The sequence below is a fragment of the Mycolicibacter hiberniae genome, from assembly GCF_010729485.1.
Taxonomy (GTDB): domain Bacteria; phylum Actinomycetota; class Actinomycetes; order Mycobacteriales; family Mycobacteriaceae; genus Mycobacterium; species Mycobacterium hiberniae.
In genome coordinates, this window is record NZ_AP022609.1 from 2,276,499 (window position 1) to 2,301,691 (window position 25,193).

Below are 25,193 nucleotides of genomic sequence, written 5' to 3' on the forward strand. Positions count from 1 at the left end.
TCCGCGTTTCGCCGATGGCGCATTTCGCCGTCGGCTTCCTGACGCTGGGGCTGCTGATCCCCGTGTTGACCTGGCCCGTCACCGCCCCGCTGTTGACGCTGCCCGTGGTGGCGTCGGCGCTGATCGTCCGGTGGCGAACCGTGGCTGACTCCCGCCGGCTCACCGTGCGAACCCTGCTCGGCAGCCGCTCGGTGGACTGGGACGCCGTCGACGGCCTGGGCTTCACCCGGGGATCGTGGGCGCGGGCGCGTCTGCGCGACGGCGAGTCGTTGCGGTTGCCCGCGGTCAGTTTTGCCACCCTGCCGTTACTGAGCCAAGCCAGCGGCGGCCGGGTGCCGAACCCGTATCGCTGAGCAGCCGGTTCGGTCAGCCCAGCGGGTTGGCCCCGTTGAGGAACACCCACATCGCGACGCCTCCGGCGATCCCCAGCACGAGCGCCACCACGGATCCGATGAAGGGCCGTCGCGCCCAGCCGCGGTCGCCGTCGAGTCCGTACCGGCCCGGGCCGGCCAGCACGATCGCCACCGCCACCACGATCAGCAGCAGGTGGAATTCGTGCCCGTCGGGCAGAAAGAGACCGAACCGGCCCTCGCCGTTGGAGGAGACACCCACGAGAACGGCGTTGATGAAGTAGGCCAGCGCCCCGGCCGCCGCAACGGGGGTGAACAGACCGAGCGCCAGCAGCAGGCCCGCGGCAATCTGACCGCCGCCCGCCGCATAGGTCAGGATGTCGGCGTGCTGGTAGCCGGCTTCGGCGATGGAATTCTTGAACCCGCTCAGGCCCTGGCCACCCCACCAGCCGAACAGCTTGCGCAGCCCGTGGGCCACCAGCAGCACGCCCAGGCCCAGCCGCAGCACCAACAGGCCCAGATCCTGGGTACCGCGCCGGTCCACCGCCCGGAACGGTTCGTCGGCGTCGGCGTCCGGGCCGACGGAGACTCCGACGCGGCCGGGGCCGGCGGGCGGCGCCGCATAGGGCAGCGGGTGGTAGCCCCCCGCCAGGGGACGTACGCCGGAGGGGTCATAGGCCGGGATGGCGGTGGTCTCGAAGTCACCGGTATAGGTCGGCGATGGCATGTCGTCCTCCGGATCTACCAGACGTGCCGACTTGGGACGTCCATTGCCTGCGTCGGCAGTCTCACCCGGCCGACGCCAGTGTGAGCCCTCACCATGACTGGTCACCCTGCAAGAGTAAGGGCAAGCTCGGCGGGATTGGGGATTTGACCGGGTTCGTTAGCGAATCGAATCCGGCCCGACCGCCGCCCTGCGGTGGGCATCGTGGCGAGATCGGGGCGGGTGTCCGTAACCTGACGGGCATGCAGATGCGCGGGGCAGTTCGCCGAGTGCCTGTCGTACTGGGCGCGGCATTGCTGGTGCTGACCGGTTGTGCACACTTCGACGACGCCCAGTCACAGCCGTTCACCACTGTGCCGCGGCGCGGCATGGCGCCGTCCACGACTCCCCCGCCGCCGCCACCGCTGCCCGCCAACCCGTTCCCCAAGCAGTGCCCGGCTCCCGGGGTGATGCAAGGCTGCCTGGAGAGCACCAGCGGCCTGATCATGCACGGCGACAGCAAGTCGGCACTGGTCGCCGAACGGACCACCGGCGCCGTCAAGGAAGTGTCGCTGACCGCCGAACCCAAGGTGAAGACCGTGATCGGCGTCGACCCTGCCGGGGACGGCGGCTTGATGGACATCGTGTTGTCACCGACCTACACCCAGGACCGGCTGATGTACGCCTACATCAGCACGCCCACCGACAACCGGGTGATCCGGATCGCCGACGGCGACGTCCCGAAGGACATCTTGACCGGAATCCCCAAAGGCCCGACCGGCAACACCGGGGCCCTGATCTTCACCAGCCCCACCACCCTGGTGGTGCTGACCGGCGATGCGGGCAATCCGGCTGCGGCCGCCGATCCCGGCTCCACCGCGGGCAAGGTCCTGCGCATCGAGCAGCCCACGACCATCGATCAGGCTGCGCCGACCACCGCCCTGAGCGGCATGGGCGCCGGCGGCGGACTGTGCACCGATCCCGTCGACGGCTCGCTCTACGTGACCGACCGGTCACCCAGTGGCGACCGCCTGCAGCGCATCACCAAAGACTCGCGGGTGTCGACGGTGTGGACGTGGCCCGACAAGCCCGGCGTCGCGGGGTGTGCAGCCATGGACGGCGTGGTGCTGGTCAACCTGGTCAACACCAAACAGACGGTGGCGGTCCGACTGGCCGCCGGCACCGGGTCGGTCACCAGCGAACCGGAGGTCATGCGCCAGGACACCCACGGGCACGTCTGGGCCGTCAAGATGTCACCGGACGGCAACGTCTGGGGCGCGACGGTGAACAAGACCGCCGGAGATGCCGAGAAACTCGACGACGTGGTCTTCCCGCTGTTCCCGTCCGGTGGCGGGTTCCCCCGCGCCAACGACGACAAAGACTAGCGACCACCGCCCGCCAACCGCGTGAGTTAGCCGCCGAATTTCGGCACCCCACCTGCGACGATGTTAAGGGCGCTTCAGCCCACTTCGATTGCCTATGAAGCCTCAGCTTAGCCTTAGCTTTGTTGGCCAGCCGAGATCGCAGGATGCCCCGGCCCACCTTTTCCATGGACACCTCGGTCATGGCCGCGCCCCTGGGGCACCCGGCCGTTTCCGCCGCAGGCTAAGGCGTACTCGCCGGTAACCGCGATTTCCCCACTCACGGCGCCGGAGCCCGTGCCGTGAGTCCGCATGCGCGTGGACCCCCGAGGACTCGCCACAAAAAATATTTACAAAAGTAAAGACTTCTCAGCATTAGCTAAGTTATGGTAGCTTCCTCGCAGCGGTATCGAGAGCCAACTAAAAGGAGAATCGCACTGTGCAGTCGCTAACCACCCGTCCCTGGATCACCTCCGGGATTGCCGTAGTCGGCGCGGGCTTGATCGCCGTCGCCCCGGTGGCACCCCACAGCACCACCGACCTGCACCTGCCGGACGTGCAACTCACCGCGTTCGACCCGTTCGGCGCCTGGATCGACCTGTTCAACACCTCGTCCGCCAACGCCGAGACCCTGGCGGACACCTACTTCCTGGCTCCGGGCGCCGTCCTGCAGCAGATCCTGGTCAACCAGTTCGGCTACCTCGGTGACATCCTCAACAACCCGGCCAGCATCTTCGACGTGTTCTCCAACATCGGCGACAACATCGGAAATGTGTTCGGCGATCTCACCCTGCTCGGGGCGGAATTCGACCTCGAGGACTGGAGCACCCTGGCGCCGCTGGCACAGGCCAACGACACCATGCACAGCCTCATGACCCTGGCATTCCCGGACATCATGGGCGCTGACATGGACCCGGAGACCCTCGCGATCGTCACCGAGGTCCTGAACTTCCTCGCCTCGCCGCTGACCGGCGCCCTGATCGGCGCGCTCGGTCCGGTGCTGAGCCCGCTGGTGGAGTTCGGCAACGTCGTCGGTGACATCGTCGCCGACCTGGGCGAAGACCCGTCCGCGGCGCTGCAGGACCTCTTCGACCTGCCGGCCCGGGTGATCGGTTCGTTCTTCAACGGCAGCGATCTCGACCTCAGCTTCCTGATCCCGCTCATCGCCGACGCGGGCATTCTGCCCGAGGGCATCACGATCGACGCGCTGGGCCTGTCGCTGGGCGGGCTGCTGACCCCCGGCCAGACCATCTTGCCGATCGGCGCCGACGTCACGGAGACTGTCGAGTCGGGCGAGAACCTCTTCATCGGTGGCTCGCTGTGGAACGCCCTGAGCCTCAACGTCATCGGGATCGACATCGTGGGCAATGCCGTCGGCCCGATCGGTTCGATGGTGGCGCTGTCGCAGATCATCGCCGGAGCAATCGGCTGGGAGGGTGGAACCAACCCGCTCGCCGACCTGAGCTTCCCGATCCTGGACTGGTTCGACGGCGGCGAAGCCGTGCCGGCATAGCCACGCCCTACCGGGCAACACGATGGCCCCCTTCCCGACGGGAAGGGGGCCATCGGGCTTTCTGACAGCAGATTCGGCGACGTCGACGTGGCGCGCTTTCACGCGGATGCAAGGCCCCCGCAGGTCGCACCGCGCAGACCGCTGCTGCATCCCAGCCGAATGAGCTCGCCACTCAGCGAGCCGGGCGCACCCCCTTGACCAAACCACATAAAGTGAATTAGGTTTCTCTATGTTACTTTCAGGTAAGTTCCTCGGAACGGTCCTGACCACTGCAAATACGTACTTAGGAGACCAATGCAGCACGCTGCCGCCCGCCCCTGGACCGTCACCGGCGTCGCCCTCCTCAGCGCCGGAGCCATCGCCTCGGGCCCCGTCACCGCGCCCGTGCCCGCGCTGACTGGCCCGCAATCACTGGCTGTGCAGCTGACAGCTGGGTGGGATGACGTGTGGCAGACCGCGGGCGCCAACGCCACGGCGATCTGGAACCACTTCTCTGCCGTTCCGTTCCCGGCCCTGCAGCAGGTTGTGGCCAACCAGATCGGCTATGTCCACGGCGTCTTCGACGGTTCGAAGAGCTTCGGGGACATCGCGCAGGAGGCCCACACCCACCTGGGGGCTCTGTTCGGCACACCCGCCGACGGCGACACGCCCGCCTCCCCCGGCGCACTGTTCGGCCCGTTCCTGCCCGCGGGCGGCGCCACCGACACCCTGTACCAGTCGCTCGACGACGTGGTCACCGGGCCCGGGATGATCGGATCGGTCATGACCCACGCGACCCTCTTCACGCTCCTCACCGACCCGGCCATCCTTCCCGACATCGCCACCTCCCTCGGCTTCGACGAGAGCATGGTGCCCGTGTTGGGTTCGGTGCTGGAGTTCGCGGCGTCCCCGTTGAGCGGCATCCTGATCGGCCAGGTCTCCACCATGCTCAGTCCGATGCTGCAGTTCAACGAGGACCTCGGCAACATCTGGGAATCGTTGTCCTCCGGCAGCCCCGACTGGAGTGCGGCGTTCGACTCTCTGATCGGTATGCCTGCCAATCTCGCCGATGCCTACCTCAACGGCTACGGCGAGGTCGACCTGATGCCCATCCTGGATCAGCTGGGGATCACGTTGCCCGCCTTGACCCTTCTGGACCTGCCCACCGAAATCACCGCCCTGAGCGTGAACCTGGGCGGCCTGCTCAGCCCGGCCGGCTCGATCTTCGACGCCATCGGCATGGGCACCAGCACCGACGCACTGGGCGACACGGAACTCCTGTTCGACCTGCCCGGCCTCGGAGTGGGTCCGATCGCCTCCATGGTCGCCATGAGCCAGGCCATCGCCGAAGCCTTCGGCTGGGACGGAAGCAGCGACATCCTGGCAAGCCTGTTCTAGATCGCAGCGCCCCGCACCACCAAGTGGCCCCCTCCCCGGAGGGGGCCACTTTGGCGCGCGCCGGTTCTCACAGAAGTATTACTGACTCCGCCCGAGCTCCTTAAAAGTCCGGTCTAGGTTGGAAGTCGGGTCGAGAGGCCCCAGCAGGACCGTCGAACGAAGGGATGGCAGGCGATGTTGATTGATGTTCGATGGCTGAAGTTCGTGTTGGGCCGCTGGGCCAGTCGGCCCGTTCACGCCCTGCCGTAGATTCGCGGCGGCGCCGCTAACGCAGGGATGCAGCGGGGTCTACCCGCAGGCAGCCAGAACCAGTTCGCGCACCCGGGCCGCATCGGCCTGGCCTTTGGTGGCCTTCATCACCGCGCCGACGATGGCGCCGGCGGCCTGCACCTTGCCGGCCCGGATCTTCTCGGCCACATCGGGATTGGCCGCCAGAGCCTCGTCAATGGCGGCCTGGATCACCGAGTCGTCACGCACCACGACCAGGCCCCGGTCAGCCATCACCTGAGCGGGCTCGCCCTCACCGGCGAGCACCCCCTCCACCACCTGCCGGGCCAGCTTGTTCGACAGCTCACCCGAATCCACCAGTGCCACTACTTCGGCGACCTGTTTGGGCGTGATGCCCAGGGCGTCGAGCTCGACTCCGGCTTCGTTGGCCTTCTGCACCAGGAAGTTTCCCCACCAGGCCCGGGCCGCCTCACTGGATGCCCCGGCCGCAACGGTGGCTGCCACCAACTCCACCGCACCGGCGTTGACCAGGTCGCGCATCACCTCATCGGAGACGCCCCACCGCTCCTGGATTCGCCGGCGCGACAGCCACGGCAACTCAGGGATGGTGTCGCGCAGTTGCGCGACCAGCTCCGCCGACGGCGCGACCGGTTCCAGGTCCGGCTCGGGGAAGTACCGGTAGTCCTCCGCGGTCTCCTTGGCCCGGCCCGGACTGGTGTAGCCGGCTTCGTGGAAATGCCGAGTTTCCTGAACCACAGTGCCACCAGCGGAGAGCACCGCACCCTGGCGCCGCATCTCGTAGCTCACCGCCACCTCGACGCTCTTGAGCGAGTTGACGTTCTTGGTCTCGGTGCGGGTCCCGAATTCGGCTGCGCCGCTGGGCTTGAGAGACACGTTCGCGTCGCAGCGCATCGAACCCTGGTCCATCCGCACGTCGGAGACATCCAACGCGCGCAGCAGATCCCGCAGCGCGGTCACATAGGCCCGGGCGATCTGCGGGGCACGCTCTCCGGCGCCGACTATCGGCTTGGTGACGATCTCGATCAGCGGCACTCCGGCCCGGTTGTAGTCGACCAGCGATTCGCTGGCGCCCTCGATGCGTCCGGTGTCGCTGCCCACGTGGGTGAGCTTGCCGGTGTCTTCCTCCATGTGGGCGCGCTCGATGTCCACCCGCCACACCGAGCCGTCCTCGAGCGGCACGTCGAGGTAGCCGTTGAAGGCGATCGGCTCGTCGTACTGGGAGATCTGGTAGTTCTTCGGCTGGTCGGGATAGAAGTAGTTCTTCCGGGCGAACCGGCACCACGAGGCGATTTCGCAGTTGAGCGCCAGCCCGATCCGAATCGCCGATTCGACGGCGGCGCCGTTGAGCACCGGCAGCGAACCGGGCAACCCCAGACACACCGGACACACCTGGGTGTTCGGTTCGGCACCGAACGCTGTCGCGCATCCGCAGAACATCTTGGTGGCCGTGGACAGCTCGACGTGCACTTCCAGGCCAAGAACCGGGTCGAAGCGGGAAATGACGTCGGCGTAGTCGAGCAGTTCGGCGACAGCAGCGGTCATGGCGCAAAGTCTAGGTGACCCGGCCTGGCCCGCCTCGTCACACCGGCCAGTCCTCCAAGCGGTAGGCGGCGTCGAAGAACATCCATTCATAGCGCGCGGCGGTCCGCAGATGCCGGCACATCAGATTCCACTCCGGACCCTGCGCTTGGGCGCCGATCCGTTCGGCAACGGCCAGCACCGCTTCGACCACCGCCGCGAAGTCCTGGCCCGCGTAGGTATCGATCCAGCGCTGGAACAGCGGCTCCGGTGACCCGTGACGCTGTAGGTGCTCACCCACCCGGGCGTAGATCCAGTAGCAGGGCAGCACGGCGGCGACGGCTTCGGCATAGGAGCCCGCCGCGGTGACGGCCAACAGGTAGCTGGCGTAGGCCTGCGTGGTGGGAGTGACCGGCAGCGCGGCAGCGGTCTCGATGTCGAGTCCAAGCTCCGCCAGCAGTCCCGCATGCAGCTCGGCTTCGGCCAACGCCGCGCCGGCGTGCTCGGCGAACATCGCCAGCTCCGCTTCGATCGGTGCCTTGGCCGCGCAGGCCGCCAAAGCCCGCGCATAGCTATGCAGGTAGTGCGCGTCCTGGACGAGGTAGTGGCGAAACCGGCTCGGCTCCAAGGAACCTTCGGTCAACCCGGTGACGAAGGGATGCTCGCAGATCCGCCGGTAGATGCCGTCGATATTGGCCCACAACCGCTCCCGGTTCCGCTCGGTCATACCTCACGGTAGGCGACGCCGCCCTAGACTGTCCCCCATGCCCGACCGCAACGTACTCGGCGGCCCGCTGGAGCCGTGCGGCAGCGACCCGATCACCGGCTTCTACCGCGACGGCTGTTGTTCCTCGGGCCCGGAGGACATTGGGCTGCACACGATTTGCGCCGTCGTCACCGGCGAGTTCCTGGACCACCAGCGCTCGATCGGCAACGATCTGACCACTCCGATTCCGGCTTACCGGTTTCCGGGCCTGACGCCCGGCGATCGCTGGTGTGTGACCGCGCCGAACTGGCTACGGGCCCACCGCGACGGCTGTGCCGCTCCGGTGGTGCTCGCCGCCACCGATGAACGCACCCTGGAAGTGGTCAGCCTGGAGATACTGGCCGACTACGCCGTCGACGTACCCGATGATCCGGGTGACCTGTGACCGCTGGCGGCGCCGACCGCGTGAATCAGGATCCGATCGCCCCGACACCGCCGCTGCTGTGCTGCCGGCGCTTCTCGTAATAGACGAATTCCTGGACCAGCAGCCCGTCTTCGGGGCAGTCCGCCATCACCGACCCGGCGAGCAGCCGACCGGTCTGGTCGGCGGGCAGGCCGCTGGTGGCCAGAATGTGCCCCACCGCGTTGCGGACACCGACCAGACTCGGCTGGTCCTGGATGAGCGCGCAGACATCGTGGCCGTGATCGGTGACGTAATCGCTGATCAGATCACCGGTAGCGTAGGCCGGAGCGGACAAGACCAGCCCCATCGGCAGTCCACACAGCACTGCGGCAGACACCGCTAACTTCCCCATACCCCACCCCCAGCCATAGACCGTCCGGTAACACAAGCCGCAACCTCACCATTGTGCGGCAACACACCTGCTGCTGTCACCTCAGCCCGGAGTAGCCCGGAGTTACCCGAAGAACGCCGCCGCGTCGTCGTAGCGGCTCTGCGGCACCACTTTGAGCTGTCGCACCGCGTCGGCCAAGGCCACCCGGCCGATCTCCTGACCCCGCAGCGACACCATCATGCCGTATTCGCCGGCGTGGGCCGCGTCGGCGGCATTGACGCCGAACCGGGTCGCGAGCACCCGGTCATAGGCGGTCGGGGTGCCGCCGCGCTGCACATGGCCCAACACGGTGGTCCGGACTTCCTTTTTGACGCGCCTTTCGATTTCCACGGCCAGCTGGGCGGCGACGCCGGTGAATCTCTCGTGGCCGAACTCGTCGACGCCGCCCGCCCGCAACTCCATCGAACCGGCCGCGGGCTTGGCCCCTTCGGCGACCACACAGATGAAATGCGAGGAACCATGCTGGAAGCGCTGCTTGACCAACCGGCACACCTCTTCGACGTCGAAGGGCTGCTCGGGGATCAGCGTCATGTGCGCCCCGGTGGCCAAGCCCGCGTTGAGCGCGATCCAGCCGGCGTGGCGGCCCATCACCTCCACCAGCATCACTCGCTGGTGAGATTCCGCGGTGGAGTGCAGCCGATCGATCGCGTCGGTGGCGACCTGCAAGGCGGTGTCGTGGCCGAAGGTGACATCCGTGCAGTCGATGTCGTTGTCGATGGTCTTGGGCACCCCGACCACCGGAACGTTCTCCTGCGACAGCCAGTGCGCCGCAGTCAAAGTGCCCTCCCCGCCGATGGGAATGAGCACGTCGATGCCGTTGTCGTCGAGAGTCTGCTTCACCTGATCCAGGCCGGCGCGCAGCTTGTCCGGATTCACCCGGGCGGTGCCGAGCATGGTTCCGCCCTTGCCGAGCAGGCGGTCGTTGCGGTCGTCGTTGGCCAACTGGACGCGCCGGTTCTCCAGCAGCCCCCGCCAGCCGTCCTGAAACCCGACCACCGTCGAGCCGTAGCGCGAGTCGCAGGTGCGCACCACCGCCCTGATCACCGCGTTCAATCCGGGGCAGTCACCGCCACCGGTCAGGAGTCCGATCCGCATGCGTCCATCTTGCCGGGTGCCGCGGGCCGTGGGGGCGCGGACGCCGAATCATGGCCGCCCGCCGGCTCGGCGCCGGCTAGATCGCGCTGGCCAGTTTCCCGCGGGCGGCTTCGTAGGCGGCACCCACCCGGTAGAGCCGGTCATCGGCCAGCGCGGGAGCCATGATCTGCAGGCCCACCGGCAGCCCGTCGTCGCCGGAAAGCCCGCAGGGCACCGACATGCCGCAGTGCCCGGCCAGGTTCAGCGGCAGCGTGCACAAGTCGAACAGATACATCGCCAGCGGGTCATCGACCTTCTCCCCCAACCGGAACGCCGTGGTGGGTGTCGTCGGCGAGATCAGTACGTCGACGGAGGTGTATGCCTCGTCCAGGTCGCGGGCGATCAGCGTGCGGACCTTCTGCGCCTGGTTGTAGTAGGCGTCGTAGTAGCCCGCCGACAGCGCGTAGGTGCCGAGCATGATGCGCCGCTTGACCTCCGGACCGAACCCGGCAGCGCGGCTGAGCGCCATCACCTCTTCGGCACTGTGGGTGCCGTCGTCGCCGACCCGCAATCCGAACCGCATCGCATCGAAGCGGGCCAGGTTGGACGAGACCTCGGACGGCAGAATCAGGTAGTAGGCGCTCAGCGAGTAGTCGAAGTGTGGACAGTCCACCTCGGAGATCTGCGCGCCCAGAGATTTCAACTGTTCGACCGCGGCGTTGAACGACGCCAGCACACCGGCCTGGTAGCCCTCCCCGCTGTGCAGCTGGCGCACCACGCCGATGCGCACGCCCGACAGGTCGCCGTCGTCGCCGGCGCGTGCGGCGCCGACCACGTCCGGCACCGGCACATCCAGCGAGGTGGAGTCGCGCGGGTCATGCCCGGCGATCACCGAGTGCAGCAGCGCGGTGTCGAGCACCGTGCGGGCGCACGGCCCGCCCTGGTCCAGCGACGACGCGCAGGCGACCAGCCCGTAGCGGCTCACCGTGCCGTAGGTGGGCTTGACGCCGACCGTGGCGGTCAGCGCGGCCGGCTGACGGATCGAGCCGCCGGTGTCGGTACCGATGGCCAGGGGCGCCTGGAACGCCGCCAGGGCTGCGGCGCTCCCCCCGCCGGAGCCGCCCGGAACCCGCTCGACATCCCAGGGATTGCGGGTCGGCCCGAAGGCGGAATTCTCCGTCGACGAGCCCATCGCGAACTCGTCCATGTTGGTCTTGCCCAGGATCGGGATGCCCGCCGCGCGGAGCCGTGCGGTGACCGTCGCATCGTAGGGCGCCCGCCACCCTTCCAGGATCTTGGATCCGCAGGTGGTGGGCGCATCGACGGTGGTGAACACGTCCTTGAGCGCCAGCGGCACACCGGCCAGGGCCGAGGGTGCGTCGCCGGCGGCGATGGCCTTGTCGGCGGCCTCCGCCGCGGCCAGCGCCGCGTCGGCGCCCACGTGCAGGAACGCCCCGTACCGGTCGTCGGTCGCCGCGATCTGCTCGAGGTGGGCACGGGTGACCTCGACCGAGGACACCTCGCGCGCGGCGATCTGGGCCGCCAGTGTGGCCGCGTCGGACCGGATGAGCTCGCTCACTGGCTCTCCCCCAGGATCTGCGGGACCGCGAAGCGGTTCTCGGCGGCGCGTGGGGCGGCGGCCAGGGCCTCGCCCTGGGACAGCCCGGCGACCACCGTGTCGGACCGCGTGACGTTGACGTCCTTGAGCGGGTTGTCGGTCGCCTCGACTCCGGTGACGTCAACCGCCTGAATCGCGCTGACATGGCTGAGGATCGCGTCGAGCTGGCCTGCGAAGCCGTCCAGTTCGGCGTCGGTGAGCGCCAACCGGGCCAGCCGCGCCAGGTGGGCTACGTCGTCACGGGAGATCTGGGACACGACTCGAAAGCCTAGTCGGCCCCTCGCGCCGACGGTAAAGGCAGCATCGCCTGCGGCAGCCCGGCAGGCACTGTGGGAAAGTTGCCCATGCCTTCCTATCTGCTGCGCGTCGAACTCGACGACCGCCCCGGCAGCCTGGGTTCGCTGGCCGTGGGTCTGGGCTCGGTGGGTGCTGACATCTTGTCGCTGGACGTCGTGGAACGCGGCAGCGGCTCGGCGATCGACGACTTGGTGGTCGAGCTGCCGCAGGGTTCGATGCCCGACGTGCTGATCACCGCCGCCGAGCGGCTACCCGGGGTGCGGGTGCACAGCGTCCGTCCGCACACCGGACTGCTGGACGCGCACCGCGAACTCGAACTCATCGATCACGTCGCAGCAGCCGGGGACCGCAGCGCCAAGTTGCAGAAGCTGGCCGACGAAGCGCCGCGGGTGCTTCGGGTGAGCTGGTGCACCGTGCTGCGCAGCGAGGGGTCCGATGGGGCGTTCCGCCGGCTCGCGGGCAGCCGTGGAACCCCGGAGACCGAGGTCGGGACGGTGCCGTGGTTGCCGATCGAGCGGGCCACCGCGTTGGACAACACCGCCGCCTGGGTGCCCGCGGTGTGGCGGGAGATGGACGTCGCGTTGGCGGCGGCACCGCTGGGCAGCCCGGACACCGCGGTTGTCCTGGGCCGGACCGGGGGTCCGGCGTTCCTGCCCGCCGAGGTGGTCCGGCTGGGTTATCTGGCCGGCATCGTGGCGACCCTGCTGCGTTGATCCATTAGCCGGGGGTGGCGACGTTCACCGCCACCGGCACGCCCGGCTCCATTCAATCGTTGGTCTCCGGCGCGGCCGTCAGCGCTTTGCGCAAGACGAGCCTGGTCTGCGCAATGGCGTCGGCAGGCGCGACACCGCCGCGGGCGATCAAGGTGGCAGCGGCAAGAATCTGGCTGCCGAAGGTGGTTGCCGCGACGATCGGCGATATCCGCCGGTCGACTTCGCCGGCCCGCTGCGCCCGGTGCACCGCCGCGGCGAGCACCTCCATCGACTGCGCCTCGGCGACCAACCGGCTGGGATCGGCGATCGGAGCCAAAATCAGCACCCGGTAGCGACTGGCGACTTCGACGGCGGGACCGACCAGTTCTATGAGGCTCGGCAACACCGGACCGGACTTCGGCAGTGATAGGTAGAGCTCGCGCATATTCGCCACCGCTGCCGCGTGAATGGCGACCACCAGTTGCTCCCGGTTCGGGAAGTGCCGGTAGAGGGTGCCTCGGTTGAGCGCCGCGGCGTCGGCGATCTCCTGCATCGAGGCGTTCGGGTCTCCTGCGAGGACGTCGGTTGCCGCCTCCAGGATTCGTTGCCGGTTCTCGATCACGTCGGATCGCATCCGGCTCGTGTCGACCGACGAAGTCCCACGCGCCATGGTTGACAGCGTAATCGACGCGTGCCAGACTTCGAGCACCTAAATGCGACATACTGTTGCACTTCAGCGTTCCCGGGGCCGCACGTCGGTCGTGCGTCATTCCCGAGCCGACACAGCGAGGAACTCATGGCCACAAGCGATCACGCCTTGTCAGCGCCGGGCAACGAGGCCGACGGCGCCGGGCCGGAGCAGCGCGGGATCCCCGACCACGAGATCGTGATCGTCGGCGCGGGCTTCTCGGGAATCGGCTCGGCGATCAAGCTCGTCGAGGCGGGGTTCAACGATTTCGTGATCCTCGACGATGGGGATGGCGTGGGCGGCACCTGGCATTGGAACCGCTACCCCGGGGTGGCGGTCGACATCCCGTCGTACAGCTATCAGTTCTCATTCGAGAAGCGGGCCACCTGGTCGCGCACCTACGCCAACGGTGCGGAACTGGCGGACTACGCCAGTCACTGCGTGGACAAGTACGGCCTTCGCGGCCGGCTGCGGCTGAACACGAACGTGCAGTCGGCCCGGTTCGACGAAGCCCATGCGCTGTGGCGCCTGAGCACCCAACAGGGCGACATCAGCGCCCGCTTTGTCATCAACGCGTCCGGGGCGCTGACAACACCCAAGATGCCCGACATCGAGGGCATCGAACTCTTCGCCGGATCGGTCATGCACAGCGCCCGCTGGGATGACTCGGTCGACTTCTCCGACGCCCGGGTCGGGATCATCGGAACGGGGGCCTCCGCCGTCCAAATCATTCCGGCCATTGCCCCGCGAACCCGGCACCTGACGGTATTCCAGCGCACCCCGATCTGGTGCATGCCGAAACTCGACCTCAAGATTCCCGGTGCCGTGCAGACCCTGATCGGCAGAATTCCCGCCCTGGAACTTGCGCTACGGGTCGCCAGTGAGGCGTTTGTCGAGATCACCTTCCCCATCGTGGCCCACTATCACAAGTTTTTCCCGGTCGGAAAGCTCGCGCAGCAGCAGGCGAAGCTCTATCTGTACAGCCAGGTGAAGGATCCCGCGCTGCGCGAAAAGCTGCTGCCCACCTACACGCTGGGCTGCAAACGCCCGAGTTTCCACAACAGCTACTACGCGGCCTACAACAGAGCGAACGTGCACCTGGAGACCAACGCCATCTCCCGCATCGATGAGCGCGGTGTCGTCACGGCCGACGGTGCGACCCACGAACTGGATGTCCTCATCCTGGCCACCGGTTTCAAAATCGCGGACCCCGATGCGAATCCGACCTACGAGCTGATCGGCAACTCCGGACAACGGTTGGCCGACTGGTGGGATGCGAACAGGCTGCAGGCCTACGAGGGAGTCAGCGTTCCCGGTTTCCCCAACCACTTCTCCGTATACGGGCCCTACGGCTATAACGGCTCCTCGTATTTCAACCTCATCGAAACGCAGGCCGGGCATATCGTGCGCTGCTTGAACCACGCGCGAGCCACCGCCAGCACGCTCGTCGAGATCAAACCCGAGGCCAATTCCCGCTTTTTCGAAGCCATGCTGTCTCGCCGTTACCGTCAGATCTTTTGGCAGAAGGGCTGCTGCTCCTCGAACAGCTACTACTTCGACAAGCACGGCGATGTCCCCATCCGGCCCACCACGACGTGGAATACCGCCCGCCGCGCCAAGCGTTTCCCGCTGGACGACTACCGGTTCACCACCGCTCACGCGTCCGGCAATGACCGGGCGGCCAGCCCGGACACCGCCGCTGCCGGGTCCGCCCGGCAAGGCTGACCGCCCTAGACTCTCCGACATCGACAAACCCGAGACAGGCTGGATACACCGTGAGAGCAGTTGTTTGCCACGACGGCACTTTGTCGGTTTCCGAACTTCCCACACCGCGTCCAGGCCGCGGTCAAGTCCGCCTGAAGGTGCTTCGGTGCGGCATCTGCGGTTCTGACCTGCACGCACGCCACCACAGCGACGATCTGGCCGACGTGGCCGCCGACATGGGATACCTGGAGGCGATGCGATCGACCGACTGCACCGTGTTCGGGCACGAGTTCTGCGGCGAGATCCTCGAATACGGTCCACGGTGCAAGAAGCGGGCTCCGATCGGAAGCCGCGTCGTGGCTTTTCCGTTGCGGCGCGCGGGCGAGGGCATACATCCGATCGGGCTTTCGGCGTCTGCGCCGGGCGGCTACGCCGAGGAACTGCTCGTCGAAGAATCCTTGATGGTGCCCGTCCCCGACGAACTCAGCACCGACATCGCCGCGCTGACCGAGCCCATGGCGGTCGGACTGCACACCGTGCGGCGGTCAAAGATCCGGCGAGGCCAGATCGCCGTCGTCATCGGCGCGGGCCCCATCGGGCTCGCGGTCGTGCTCATGCTCAAGGCGCGGGGTGTTCGCACGGTGATCGCCAGCGACTACAGCGCGGCACGACGCGCGTTGGCCAAGAAATGCGGGGCCGACATCGTCGTCGATCCGGCGACCGAATCTCCCATCGACTACGTCGAGAAACGGCCCGGGTACTTCACCAGCTCAGTAGCCGCGATGCGCCTGCTGCTACGCGCCACCGAAGCGGCGAACACCCTGCCGATCCCGCTGTGGCAGACCTGGAGGGCGCTCGAATCTGTGGGGGTTGGCCCCAAAGCCCCGGTGATCTTCGAATGCGTCGGCGTCCCTGGAGTCCTGAATTCGGTGATCACCTCCGCGCCGATCATGTCGCGCATCATCGTCGCCGGGGTGTGCATGGGCGAGGACCGGCTGCGGCTCGCGATGGCGATCAACAAAGAACTCGACATCCGTTTCGTCCTGGGATACACCCCGATTGAGTTCCGCCAGACCGTCAGAATGCTCGCCAAGAAGAAGATAGACCCGACACCGCTGATCACCGCCACCGTCTCACTGGCCGGGGTCGACGGGGCGTTCGAGGCGCTGGCCAGTCCCGACGACCACGCGAAGATTCTCATCGACCCTACTGTGTAGCGAGGCCCCCGGGTCGGGATCGGGCGCAGCGGTTATGCCCCGACTCGGGTGACCGTGACGTTGATGGTGGTGGCTCCGGGGTCGGAGGCGATGACCAGCACGGTGGCGTTGGGCGCCGAGATCACGTGGCCGCCGGTGACACTCACGTCGTAGCCGTTCGGGTAGATGACGGCCGGCACAGCGATGTTGGTCTGCGCACCGGCGGCGAAGACGCCCTGGCCGTCGGCCATCTGCGTGGAGTAGCTGAGCTGGAACGTGCCGTTGTCGAACGACCAGTTGTTCGGAATACCCGCGACCGCCTGCGGGTAGGGCTCGGCGAGCACCTCCAGCTTCGCGGCGTCGATATTGTCGCCGGTCGGCGGCAGGCTGGTGTTGTACACCAACGACGCCGCACGGGCTGGGACGGGGATGTCCATATTGTTGTTCTGGCCGGTGTAGGTCCACGTCGCCCAGCCGTACCGGTGCCCGACGGCGGCATCTGTAAATGCGGTGTGTACGCCAGGAATGTTGCTGTTGCCGAACCCACCGATGTGGGCCGGGATGTCGTGCTCGTCGGCGTACCGCGCGGCGGTGGCGAGTGCCATATCGGCGAAGACGTCGCAGAACAGGTTGATACCCAACAGGTCTGAAGTCGGGCAGAAGTTCTGGAACGAGTAGATGGCCTTGTCGTCGTCGATCGCGCCCAGCTGGGTGGGGACGCCCAGATTGAACAGCACGTTGGGCTGCACGAACACCGGGGTGTCCGGATCCACCGAGCGGATCGCCGCGATCGCTTGGTTGTAGAACGGAGTCAGTTGCTGCGAGTCGAAGTAGGGGTTGCCCAACAGAGTCGAGAGCCAGTGCGATCCTGAGTGCGGTTCGGCGATCACCCCGAAGGCGGCCACGCCCGGGTTGTCTTTGAAGTAGTGCGCCACCACCTGCAGCATCTGCGCGTAGTGATTCTCCAGCCCGATACCGTCCGGCGCCTTGGCGTTGTTCCAGAACGCATCCCAGGCGTGGTTCCCAGCGGGGTTGACGAAGTAGTTCCAGGGGAAGCCGAAGTCGGGGTTGGGCAGCCCGCCGGTCTGCACCGCCCACTCCGGCGCCCCCACCCCGCCGAACGCGGTGCCGTAGAGGTCCTGGTGCATGTAGATGTTGCTGGTGACGCCGTGATTGGCCAGCGTCTGCACGGTCTGGGCAACCGAGGCCAGATAGTCATAGTCGTAGACCCCGGGCTGCGGCTCGACCGCAGACCAGATCAGGCCCAGCTGAATATTGTTGAAGCCGTTGGTGGCCAGGAACGCCGCATCGTCGTCGCCGAATCCGTCGGCTGACAACTCGTAGGGCGCCACCTTGTTCACGTGGTCGAAGCCGTGCAGGATCACCACGCGACCGTCACTGTCGATCAGCCAGGAACCGGCCGTCGAGTACCCACCGGTCCCGCCCCCGCTCAGCGCAACACCGGTACCGAACTGGCCGACGTCACCATGGGATCCGAACATGAACAGGCTGCCGTCGCCGCCGGTACCGCCCAGTGCAGGCAACCGGGTGGCAACCCCACCCACACCACTGTTACCGGCATCGCCACCGTCACCACCGCTGCCGAACAGGCCGATAGCACTACCGCCGTCACCACCGTGCCCGCCGTCGACGCCATCACCACCGGCACCGCCGGCACCACCGATGCCGAACACCCAGCCACCGGCACCACCGGAGCCACCGATCCCGCCGATCTCTCCATCACCACCGGCACCACCGGCACCACCGATGCCCAGCAACCAACCACCGGCGCCACCAGCGCCTCCGGCGGCGCCCTCGCCCCCGGCCCCGCCGGCACCACCGTTGCCGAACCACCCCGCCGCGCCACCGGCGCCACCGGCCACACTGTCGACAGTGCTGGAATAACCGGCACCACCATCACCGAACAACCACCCACCGGCACCACCATCAGGATTCTCCGCAGTGCCGTCCGCGCCGTCGCCAATCGCATACGAACCCAACAGCTGGTTGACCCAACCGCCGACCTGAAGACCCAGATCGCTGTTGATGAAGTTGTCGACGCCGGTGTGGATCGGGGTGTAGAACCACTCATCGAACAACGCGGTCAAACCCACCGGCGACGCCAACGCCGCCAGCGGCTCGCCCACGCCGTCCAAATTGGCCCACGCGGCATCCCAATGCGCCGGGTCCAAAAACGTCTCCCACGCCGCCGAATCCAACAACGCACCCCAGTCGACGCCGCTGGTCGCCGCGTCCACAAACGGCGAGAACAACTCATCGAACACATCATCAAGATCCGCCCGCGCCGGCACCGCGGGAAGCAGCACCGCAATACCCACTCCGGTGCAGGCCGCGGCGGCGAGCCGCGCCTGGCCGTTGGTCCTCGTGCCGGGCCGCGCGCCCATGAAACCTCCTGCGAAAACAGCGAATCGGGTCTGGCGCAGCGGTTATGCCCCGACCCGGGTGACCGTGACGTTGATGGTGGTGGCTCCGGGGTCGGAGGCGATGACCAGCACGGTGGCGTTGGGCGCCGAGACCACTTGGCCGCCGGTGACATTGACCTCATAGCCGTTCGGGTAGATGACCGGCGGCACCGAGATGTTGGTCTGCGCACCGGCGGCGAAGACGCCCTGACCGTCGGCCATCTGCGTGGAGTAGCTGAGCTGGAACGTGCCGTTGTCGAACGACCACGCGTTGGGAATGCCCGACACCGCCTGCGGATACGGCTCGGCGAGCACCTCCAGCTTCGCGGCATCGACATTGTCGCCTGTCGGCGGCAGGTTGGTGTCATAGACCAGCGACTCGGCCTCGCGAGACGTGGCGGTGGTGGTGATGTCGTTCATACCGGTGTAGACCCACGTCGCCCAGCCGTATTGGTGCCGGGCGGCCGCATCCACTACCGCGGTGTGGGCGCCGAGAACGTTGCTGGCCCCGAAGCCGCCGATGTGTGCCGGGATGTTGTGCGCGTCTGGGTAAGTCGCCGCGTTATCGATCGCGATATCGGCGAACAGGTTGCAGAAGAAGTCGACGCCGAACAGGTCGACCGACGGGCAGAAGTGCTGGAACGAGTAGATGACCTTCTCGTCGTTCACCGTGCCCAATTGGGTCTGGACGCCCAAATTGAAGAGCACATTCGGCTGTACGAACACCGGTGTGTAAGGGTCGACCGACCGGATCGCCGCGACCGATTGGTTGTAGAAGGGGGTTAGCTGCTGAGAGTCGAAGTACGGGCTGCCCAACAGGCTGGAGAGCCATTGCGATCCGGAGTGCGGTTCGGCCACGATACCGAAGGCGGCCACGCCGGGGTTGTCCTTGAAGTAGTTGGCCACGACCTGCAGCATCTGCGCGTGGTGGGTCTCCAGTCCGACCCCGTCGGGCGCCTTGGCGTTGCCCCAGAACGCATCCCATGCGTGGTTCTGCGCCGGGTTGACGAAGTAACTCCAGGGGAAGCCGATGTCGATGTTAGGCAGTCCGCCGGTCTGTACCGCCCACTCCGGCGCCCCTTCGCCCCCGAACGGGGTGCTGTAGAGGTCCTGGTGCATGTAGATGTTGCTGGAAATGCCGTGCGCGGACAGCGTCTGTACCGTCTGGGCGACCGAGGCCAGATAGTCATAATCGAAGACCCCGGGCTCGGGTTCCACCGCGGCCCAGATCAGGCCCAGCTGAACGTTGTTGAAGCCGTTGGCGGCCAGGAATTCCGCGTCGTCGGCGCCGAACCCGTCGACCGACAGCTCATAGGGCGCCACCTTGTTCACGTGGTCCAAACCGTGCAGGATCACCACGCGACCGTCGGCGTCGATCAGCCAGGAACCCGCTGTCGAGAATCCGCCGGTGCCACCGCTCAGTGGAACACCGGTACCGAACTGGCCGACATCGCCGTGGGTTCCGAGCAACAGCAGGCTACCGTTGCCGCCGGTGCCGCCCAGGGCGGGCAACCGGGTGGCAACGCCACCGACGCCGCTGTTGCCGGCATCACCACCATCACCACCACTGCCGAACAGGCCGATAGCACTACCGCCGTCACCACCGTGCCCACCGTCGACGCCATCACCACCGGAACCACCGGCACCACCGATGCCGAACAGCCAACCCCCGGCACCACCTTCACCGCCGACGCCACCCAGCTCGCCATCACCGCCGGCACCACCGGCACCACCGACACCCAGCAGCCAGCCACCGGCGCCACCCGCGCCACCGGCGCCACCCGCGCCTCCGGCCCCACCGGCGCCACCGTCGCCGAACCACCCCGCCGCACCGCCGGCACCGCCGGCCACACCCTCGGCAGTGCTGGAATAACCGGCACCACCATCACCGAACAACCACCCACCTGCACCGCCGTCAGGGTTGTCGACGGTACCGTCCGCGCCGTCCCCGATCGCATATGAACCCAACAGCTGGTTGACCAGCCCACCGACCTGCAGACCCAGATCGCTGTTGATGAAGTTGTCGACGCCGGTGTGGATCGGGGTGTAGAACCACTCATCGAACAACGTGGTCAAACCGACCGGCGACGCCAACGCCGCCAACGGCTCACCCACACCATCCAGATTGGCCCACGCGGCTTCCCAATGCGCCGAATCGAAGAACGTCTCCCACGCCGCCGAATCCGACAACGCATCCCAGTCAACGGTGCTCGACGCCGCATCCACAAACGGCGAGAACAGCTGATCGAACACGTCCTCGAGGTCTGCGTGCGCTGCAGGCGCGGTGGCCAGCGGGAGCATACCGAAGCTCAGGAACGCCCCAATCGCGACATTGGCACCGAGCACCCGCTTGCGGGTGTCTCGCGCGATTCCGCGCGAACGGTGCGTGACGGAGGGCTGCGTGTCGGCGCTGCTTCCGGCGCCCCAGAAGGCGTTCTCACCAGTGGTCATCGTGTCCCCGCTCTTCCCGATCCGAGAAAGCTGACGGGTTCGCGTCAGCAGGCCCTCACCCAACCAACGAACTGCAACATCATGTCGCACTTCGATTTGGAGGCTGCCACACTTCGATGACGCTGTCAATAAGCTGAGAGTAGGCTAATTCGATCCGGGTGGCGGGCCCTCAGCCAGCAAGTTGACGAAACCGGCCTCGTCCAAGACCGGCACCCCGAGTTCGACGGCCTTGTCGTACTTCGAGCCCGGTGCATCACCCGCCACCAGGTAAGCGGTCTTCTTCGACACCGAACCGGCCGCGCGGCCCCCGCGGGCGATGATCGCCTCCTTGGCCTGGTCACGGGAGAACCCGGCCAGCGAGCCCGTCACCACGATGCTCACACCCTCCAGGGTGCGCGCAATGCTCTCGTCGCGTTCGTCGGCCATCCGCACCCCGGCCGCCCGCCACTTGTCGACGATCGCGCGATGCCAGTCGACGTCGAACCATTCCGTGACGGCGGCTGCGATGGTGGGTCCCACTCCCTCGACGGCGGCCAACTGATCGGTAGAGGCCGCGGTGATCGCGTCCAGGCTGCCGAACTCGGTGGCCAGGGCCCGGGCCGCGGTCGGCCCGACGTGCCGAATCGACAACGCCACCAACACCCGCCACAGGGGCTGGGATTTGGCCTTGTCCAGGTTGGCCAGCAGCTGCCGGCCGTTCTTGGACAGTGCCCCCCCTTTGGTGGTGAACAATGCGGTACGCAGCAGGTCGTCTTCGGTGAGGGTGAACAGATCGCCCTCGTCGGTGATGACACCGGCGCTCAACAACGCGGTCGCCGCTTCATACCCCAAGGCCTCGATGTCAAAAGCTCCGCGGCCGGCAACGTGGAAGACCCGCTCGCGCAACTGCGCCGGGCAGGACCGGGCATTGGGACAGCGGATGTCGACGTCGGCTTCCTTCGCCGGCGCCAGCAGCGTTCCGCATTCTGGGCAGTGGGTCGGCATCACGAACTCCCGCTCGGCGCCGTCGCGCAGCTCGACCACGGGTCCCAGCACCTCGGGAATCACGTCACCGGCCTTGCGGATCACCACCGTGTCGCCGATCAGCACACCCTTGCGCTTGACTTCCGAGGCGTTGTGCAAGGTGGCAAGGCTGACGGTGGAGCCGGCGACCTTGACCGGGGTCATGTAGGCGAACGGGGTGACCCGCCCGGTGCGCCCGACACTCACCCGAATGTCGACCAGCGTGGTCTGCGCCTCCTCGGGCGGGTATTTGTAGGCGACCGCCCAGCGCGGCACCCGGGAGGTGGCGCCGAGACGGCGCTGCAGTGCCCGGTCGTCCACTTTGACCACCACACCGTCGATTTCGTGTTCGACGTCGTGACGATGTTCGCCCCAGTAGCCGATGCGCTCGGCCACCGCATCCATACCCTCGACGCGGGCGGTGTGCGGGGAGACCGGCAGACCCCAGGCCCGCATCGCGGTGTAGGCGGCGTGCAGGGTCTCGGGGTTGAACCCCTCCGCGTAGCCGAGGCCGTGGCAGACCATCCGCAGGTTGCGCCGGGCGGTGACCGCCGGGTTCTTCTGCCGCAGTGATCCGGCCGCGCTGTTACGTGGGTTGGCGAACGGCGCCTTGCCCTCGGCGACGAGCCCGGCGTTGAGAGTCTCGAAGTCCTCGAGCCGGAAGTACACCTCGCCCCGTACCTCCAGCACGGCCGGAATGGGGAATTCCGGACTGTCGGTGAGGAATTCGGGGATGTCGGCGATGGTGCGCGCGTTCAGCGTCACGTCCTCACCGACCCTGCCGTCGCCACGGGTGGCCCCGCTGCTCAACCGACCGTTGCGGTAGACCAACCCGAGGGCCACGCCGTCGACCTTGAGCTCGCACAGATACGTGGTGTCGCCGCCGATCTCGGCGGTGACCCGTGCCGCCCAGGCGGTCAGCTCGTCGGGCGAGAACACGTCCTCCAGGGACAGCATCCGCTCCAAGTGCTCGGCGGGCGCAAAATCCGTGGTGAAACCCGCGCCGCCGACCAGCTGGGTCGGCGAGTCGGCGGTGCGCAGCTCCGGGTAGGCATCCTCCAGCGCGAGCAGTCGGTTGAACAGCTCGTCGAAGGCCGCGTCGGTGATGATCGGCGCGTCCTTGACGTAGTAGCGGAACTGGTGTTCGCGCACCTCTTCAGCCAGGTCGTGCCACTGCCGCCGGAGTTCCGGGGTCACGCTGTCGGCCTGTGGACTCACCACCGCAGGTTATCTGCTGGCTACCCTGGCGGCATGCCACACCCGATCATGTTCGCCGACGATGACCCCGGCCTGGCAGAGCTGCGCGGCATCGCGCTGGGCTTTCCCGAAGCGTTCGAGAAGGTCTCCTGGGGCCGCCCGGTGTTCTGCGCGCCCAAGATGTTCGCGATCTACGGGGGCTCCAGCAAGACCACCGGCACGGTCCTGGCTTATCCGCACGCGCTGCTGGTCAAGATCGACGAGTCGGAGCGGCGGGCGCTGGAGCAGGACGGGCGGTTCTTCTTTCCGATGTACCTGGGTCCGTTCGGCTGGCTGGGACTGGATCTCGACGCCGCCGCGGTGGATTGGGACGAAGTCCGCGAACTGGTCGACGCCTCGTTTCGGCTGACCGCGCCGCAACGATTGATCCGGTGTCTGGACGTGCCCTGACCGCGGCATGCGCCCAGCCGTTCGGGCCGGACGTTGCTACAGAGCCTCCGGGTCGTCGTGCAGCGCCTCGCCCGCCTTGCGCACCAGCCCGACCGCGGTGCGCGCCCACGCCGCGCTGGCGCCGGCCAGACCGCAGACCGGGCTGATCCCGACCCGCTCGGCCAGTATCGAGCGGCCGAATCCGACCCGGTCGGTGATCGCGGCCACCGCCGACGCCAGTTCCTCCACGGCGGGCAGTCGCGCCGGGGCGAGCCCGGGCACCATCCCCATGACCACCGTGCGGCCGGAGTCGATGAATGCGCCGATCTGGTCGTAGTCACCGGATTCCAGTGCTGTGCAGTCCAGCGCCAGCGCCGTAATCGCGCTGCGCTGCAACACATTCCATGCAAGATCGGATGCGCAACTGTGCACCAGCACCTCCGCTTTCAGGGCTTCTGCGCAGCCGTCGAGCAGCGCGGTGGCCACCGCTTCCTCGATGGCGGGCACCGAGCTCAGCGCGGTGACCCCGGCCAGCCGGCCGGCGACCGCTGCGGACAGGGAAGGCTCATCGAGCTGGACGAATACCTCGGTGTCGAGCCGGCGGACCAGCTCTGCCCGGTGCACCGCCAGACCCTCGGCCAGCGATGCGGCCAAGTCCCGCACCGCGCCGGGATCGGTGACCGCGCGGTGCCCGTTGGCCAGCTCCAGCTGCGCCGCCAGGGTCAGGGGACCCGCTGCCTGGACCTTGACGGGGTGCCCGCTGCCGCGCAGCCCGGCGAGCTCCCAGGCCTCTTCGAGGGCGTCGATGTCCTCTCCCAGCAGGCTCACCGCACGCCGGCTCGCCGCGCCGGGGCGCGCCACCAGCCGATAGCCGCGGGGCGCGGTGTCCAAAGCGATGTCGATCAGCAGCGCGCCGGTCCGGCCGATCAAATCGGCACCGACGCCGCGTTCCGGCAGCTCGACCAGGTGGGCCAGGCCGCCGCCCAACTCCCCGACCACCACCTCGGCCGCAGCGCGCGCCGAGGTGCCCGGCCACGACCCCAGTCCGGTACCGGTGGCGAAAGCACTCACTGGGCCACCGTATTGAAGTGCCGTGGCCCGGTCCACGGCGGGCTAGCCTTGACGGGGTGAAGACCTCGCGGTGGTTGCCGTTGTGCGCCGTTGCCGCCGTGCTGGTCGGCTGTACCCGGCTGGTGACCGGGACGGCGCTACCCCCGCTGGCCTTGCCGACGGTCGACGGCTCGGTGGACCTGAACCGGATCCTGCTCGACACGCCCCGGATCAGAGCACTCGTCGGCGTCGACGAGCAACTGACGGTCATCCCCACCATGGATTCGCGCACCCCGACCGACCTCGAGGGATTCGCCGAGTCCCTGCCTCCGCCGTGCCGGTTCATCTTCAACGAGACCAAGGTGTTCGGGCCCGCGCCGACCCGCTTCCACAAGACCACCTACCAATATCCGCCCCGGGCCGCGCTGCTCTCCGAGGGCGCGGCCGTCTACCCCGACGCCGAATCGGCCCGTCACGCTCTCGACGATCTGGTCGCCACGGTCGCCGAGTGCGCCGACAGTTCGGCCGGGCCGGGTTTGGTCAGAAACTGGGAAACCGACGGGCAGACCCTGCGAACCGGCGCCGGAGACTGCGGTCGGACTTACCGGATCAAGTCGGTGGTCTTGTTGGAGGTCACCTACTGCGGCTTTACGGAGTCCGACGCCGAACTGGTGGTGACGAACATGGCCTCCGGCATCCCGGGCTGACCGCGCCGGCGTGCGCCACGCCGGACCCCTGGTG

22 protein-coding genes are annotated in these 25,193 nt (G+C 67.5%); 10 read left to right on the plus strand and 12 right to left on the minus strand.

The genetic code is table 11. The annotated features are described in order from the left end of the window. The first annotated feature begins 14 nt into the window (after nt 1-14). Nucleotides 15-353 (plus strand): PH domain-containing protein, encoded by a 339-nt coding sequence (locus G6N14_RS10755; protein WP_085137870.1) that lies wholly within the window; start codon nt 15-17, stop codon nt 351-353. Between the two features lie 13 nt (nt 354-366). On the opposite strand, the gene G6N14_RS10760 is transcribed toward G6N14_RS10755, so the two are convergent. Then, entirely contained in the window at nt 367-1,182 is an 816-nt protein-coding gene (locus G6N14_RS10760; protein ID WP_085137610.1) for a DoxX family protein, read from the minus strand. A 134-nt stretch (nt 1,183-1,316) separates the two neighbouring features. Here G6N14_RS10760 and G6N14_RS10765 point away from each other — a divergent pair, with 134 nt between their 5' ends. From G6N14_RS10765 to gjpA (G6N14_RS10775), 3 genes are all read left to right on the plus strand, one after another. Continuing rightward, a complete protein-coding gene (locus G6N14_RS10765) occupies nt 1,317-2,438 on the plus strand; it encodes a PQQ-dependent sugar dehydrogenase (protein WP_085137608.1) in 1,122 nt (373 codons plus the stop codon). A 415-nt stretch (nt 2,439-2,853) separates the two neighbouring features. After that, the gene (gene gjpA / locus G6N14_RS10770; protein ID WP_085137606.1) at nt 2,854-3,927 is read left to right on the plus strand and encodes an outer membrane porin GjpA; all 1,074 of its coding nucleotides are present in this window, start codon (nt 2,854-2,856) and stop codon (nt 3,925-3,927) included. 294 nt (nt 3,928-4,221) lie between these two features. Further along, a complete protein-coding gene (gjpA, locus tag G6N14_RS10775) occupies nt 4,222-5,304 on the plus strand; it encodes an outer membrane porin GjpA (RefSeq protein WP_085137604.1) in 1,083 nt (360 codons plus the stop codon). Between the two features lie 288 nt (nt 5,305-5,592). Here the strand turns inward: gjpA (G6N14_RS10775) and gatB are convergent, their stop codons facing one another. Together gatB and G6N14_RS10785 are read right to left on the minus strand one after the other, a co-directional pair. Continuing rightward, nucleotides 5,593-7,095 (minus strand): Asp-tRNA(Asn)/Glu-tRNA(Gln) amidotransferase subunit GatB, encoded by a 1,503-nt coding sequence (gene gatB / locus G6N14_RS10780; protein WP_085137602.1) that lies wholly within the window; start codon nt 7,093-7,095, stop codon nt 5,593-5,595. Nucleotides 7,096-7,132: 37 nt separating this feature from the next. Continuing rightward, entirely contained in the window at nt 7,133-7,798 is a 666-nt protein-coding gene (locus G6N14_RS10785) for a TenA family protein (protein ID WP_085137600.1), read from the minus strand. 37 nt (nt 7,799-7,835) lie between these two features. Here G6N14_RS10785 and G6N14_RS10790 point away from each other — a divergent pair, with 37 nt between their 5' ends. Beyond that, nucleotides 7,836-8,222 carry a DUF2237 family protein gene (locus tag G6N14_RS10790; protein WP_085137599.1) on the plus strand — a complete coding sequence of 129 codons (387 nt, stop codon included), beginning with the start codon at nt 7,836-7,838 and terminating at the stop codon, nt 8,220-8,222. 25 nt (nt 8,223-8,247) lie between these two features. Here G6N14_RS10790 and G6N14_RS10795 read toward each other — a convergent pair whose 3' ends face one another. The 4 genes from G6N14_RS10795 to gatC all read right to left on the minus strand — a co-directional run bounded on the left by G6N14_RS10795 (nt 8,248) and on the right by gatC (nt 11,580). Next, nucleotides 8,248-8,577: a hypothetical protein gene (locus G6N14_RS10795; protein WP_234809036.1), complete on the minus strand. Its 330-nt coding sequence runs from the start codon at nt 8,575-8,577 to the stop codon at nt 8,248-8,250. A gap of 117 nt (nt 8,578-8,694) precedes the next feature. Further along, nucleotides 8,695-9,726, minus strand: a complete 1,032-nt coding sequence (locus G6N14_RS10800; protein ID WP_085137595.1) for an ATP-dependent 6-phosphofructokinase — start codon at nt 9,724-9,726, stop codon at nt 8,695-8,697. A 76-nt stretch (nt 9,727-9,802) separates the two neighbouring features. Beyond that, a complete protein-coding gene (gene gatA / locus G6N14_RS10805; protein WP_085137593.1) occupies nt 9,803-11,284 on the minus strand; it encodes an Asp-tRNA(Asn)/Glu-tRNA(Gln) amidotransferase subunit GatA in 1,482 nt (493 codons plus the stop codon). Further along, complete coding sequence (gene gatC / locus G6N14_RS10810) at nt 11,281-11,580, minus strand: Asp-tRNA(Asn)/Glu-tRNA(Gln) amidotransferase subunit GatC (protein WP_085137591.1); 300 nt, start codon at nt 11,578-11,580, stop codon at nt 11,281-11,283. Before gatC ends, gatA begins: the two co-directional genes overlap by 4 nt. Nucleotides 11,581-11,667: 87 nt before the next feature. Between gatC and G6N14_RS10815 the strand changes: the two genes are divergently transcribed. Then, nucleotides 11,668-12,333, plus strand: coding sequence for an ACT domain-containing protein (locus G6N14_RS10815; RefSeq protein ID WP_085137869.1), 666 nt, complete (start codon nt 11,668-11,670; stop codon nt 12,331-12,333). 52 nt (nt 12,334-12,385) lie between these two features. On the opposite strand, the gene G6N14_RS10820 is transcribed toward G6N14_RS10815, so the two are convergent. After that, complete coding sequence (locus G6N14_RS10820; RefSeq protein WP_085137589.1) at nt 12,386-12,982, minus strand: TetR/AcrR family transcriptional regulator; 597 nt, start codon at nt 12,980-12,982, stop codon at nt 12,386-12,388. 126 nt (nt 12,983-13,108) lie between these two features. On the opposite strand from G6N14_RS10820, the gene G6N14_RS10825 reads away from it, so the two are divergent. Beyond that, entirely contained in the window at nt 13,109-14,725 is a 1,617-nt protein-coding gene (locus tag G6N14_RS10825) for a flavin-containing monooxygenase (RefSeq protein ID WP_085137587.1), read from the plus strand. A gap of 50 nt (nt 14,726-14,775) precedes the next feature. Continuing rightward, nucleotides 14,776-15,921, plus strand: coding sequence for a zinc-binding dehydrogenase (locus tag G6N14_RS10830; RefSeq protein ID WP_085137585.1), 1,146 nt, complete (start codon nt 14,776-14,778; stop codon nt 15,919-15,921). A 32-nt stretch (nt 15,922-15,953) separates the two neighbouring features. Here G6N14_RS10830 and G6N14_RS21210 read toward each other — a convergent pair whose 3' ends face one another. From G6N14_RS21210 to ligA, 3 genes are all read right to left on the minus strand, one after another. Further along, a complete protein-coding gene (locus tag G6N14_RS21210) occupies nt 15,954-18,305 on the minus strand; it encodes a glycoside hydrolase family 5 protein (RefSeq protein ID WP_085137583.1) in 2,352 nt (783 codons plus the stop codon). Between the two features lie 42 nt (nt 18,306-18,347). Next, on the minus strand, nt 18,348-20,774 hold the full coding sequence (locus G6N14_RS21215) for a PGRS repeat-containing protein (protein ID WP_264079979.1): 2,427 nt from the start codon (nt 20,772-20,774) through the stop codon (nt 18,348-18,350). A gap of 144 nt (nt 20,775-20,918) precedes the next feature. Next, nucleotides 20,919-22,994, minus strand: a complete 2,076-nt coding sequence (ligA, locus tag G6N14_RS10845; protein WP_109559942.1) for an NAD-dependent DNA ligase LigA — start codon at nt 22,992-22,994, stop codon at nt 20,919-20,921. Between the two features lie 33 nt (nt 22,995-23,027). Here ligA and G6N14_RS10850 point away from each other — a divergent pair, with 33 nt between their 5' ends. Continuing rightward, entirely contained in the window at nt 23,028-23,423 is a 396-nt protein-coding gene (locus tag G6N14_RS10850) for an MmcQ/YjbR family DNA-binding protein (protein WP_085137579.1), read from the plus strand. Between the two features lie 36 nt (nt 23,424-23,459). Here the strand turns inward: G6N14_RS10850 and G6N14_RS10855 are convergent, their stop codons facing one another. Then, nucleotides 23,460-24,473, minus strand: coding sequence for a uroporphyrinogen decarboxylase/cobalamine-independent methonine synthase family protein (locus G6N14_RS10855; protein ID WP_085137577.1), 1,014 nt, complete (start codon nt 24,471-24,473; stop codon nt 23,460-23,462). Between the two features lie 56 nt (nt 24,474-24,529). Between G6N14_RS10855 and G6N14_RS10860 the strand changes: the two genes are divergently transcribed. Next, a complete protein-coding gene (locus G6N14_RS10860) occupies nt 24,530-25,159 on the plus strand; it encodes a sensor domain-containing protein (RefSeq protein WP_085137575.1) in 630 nt (209 codons plus the stop codon). Nucleotides 25,160-25,193: the final 34 nt, after the last annotated feature.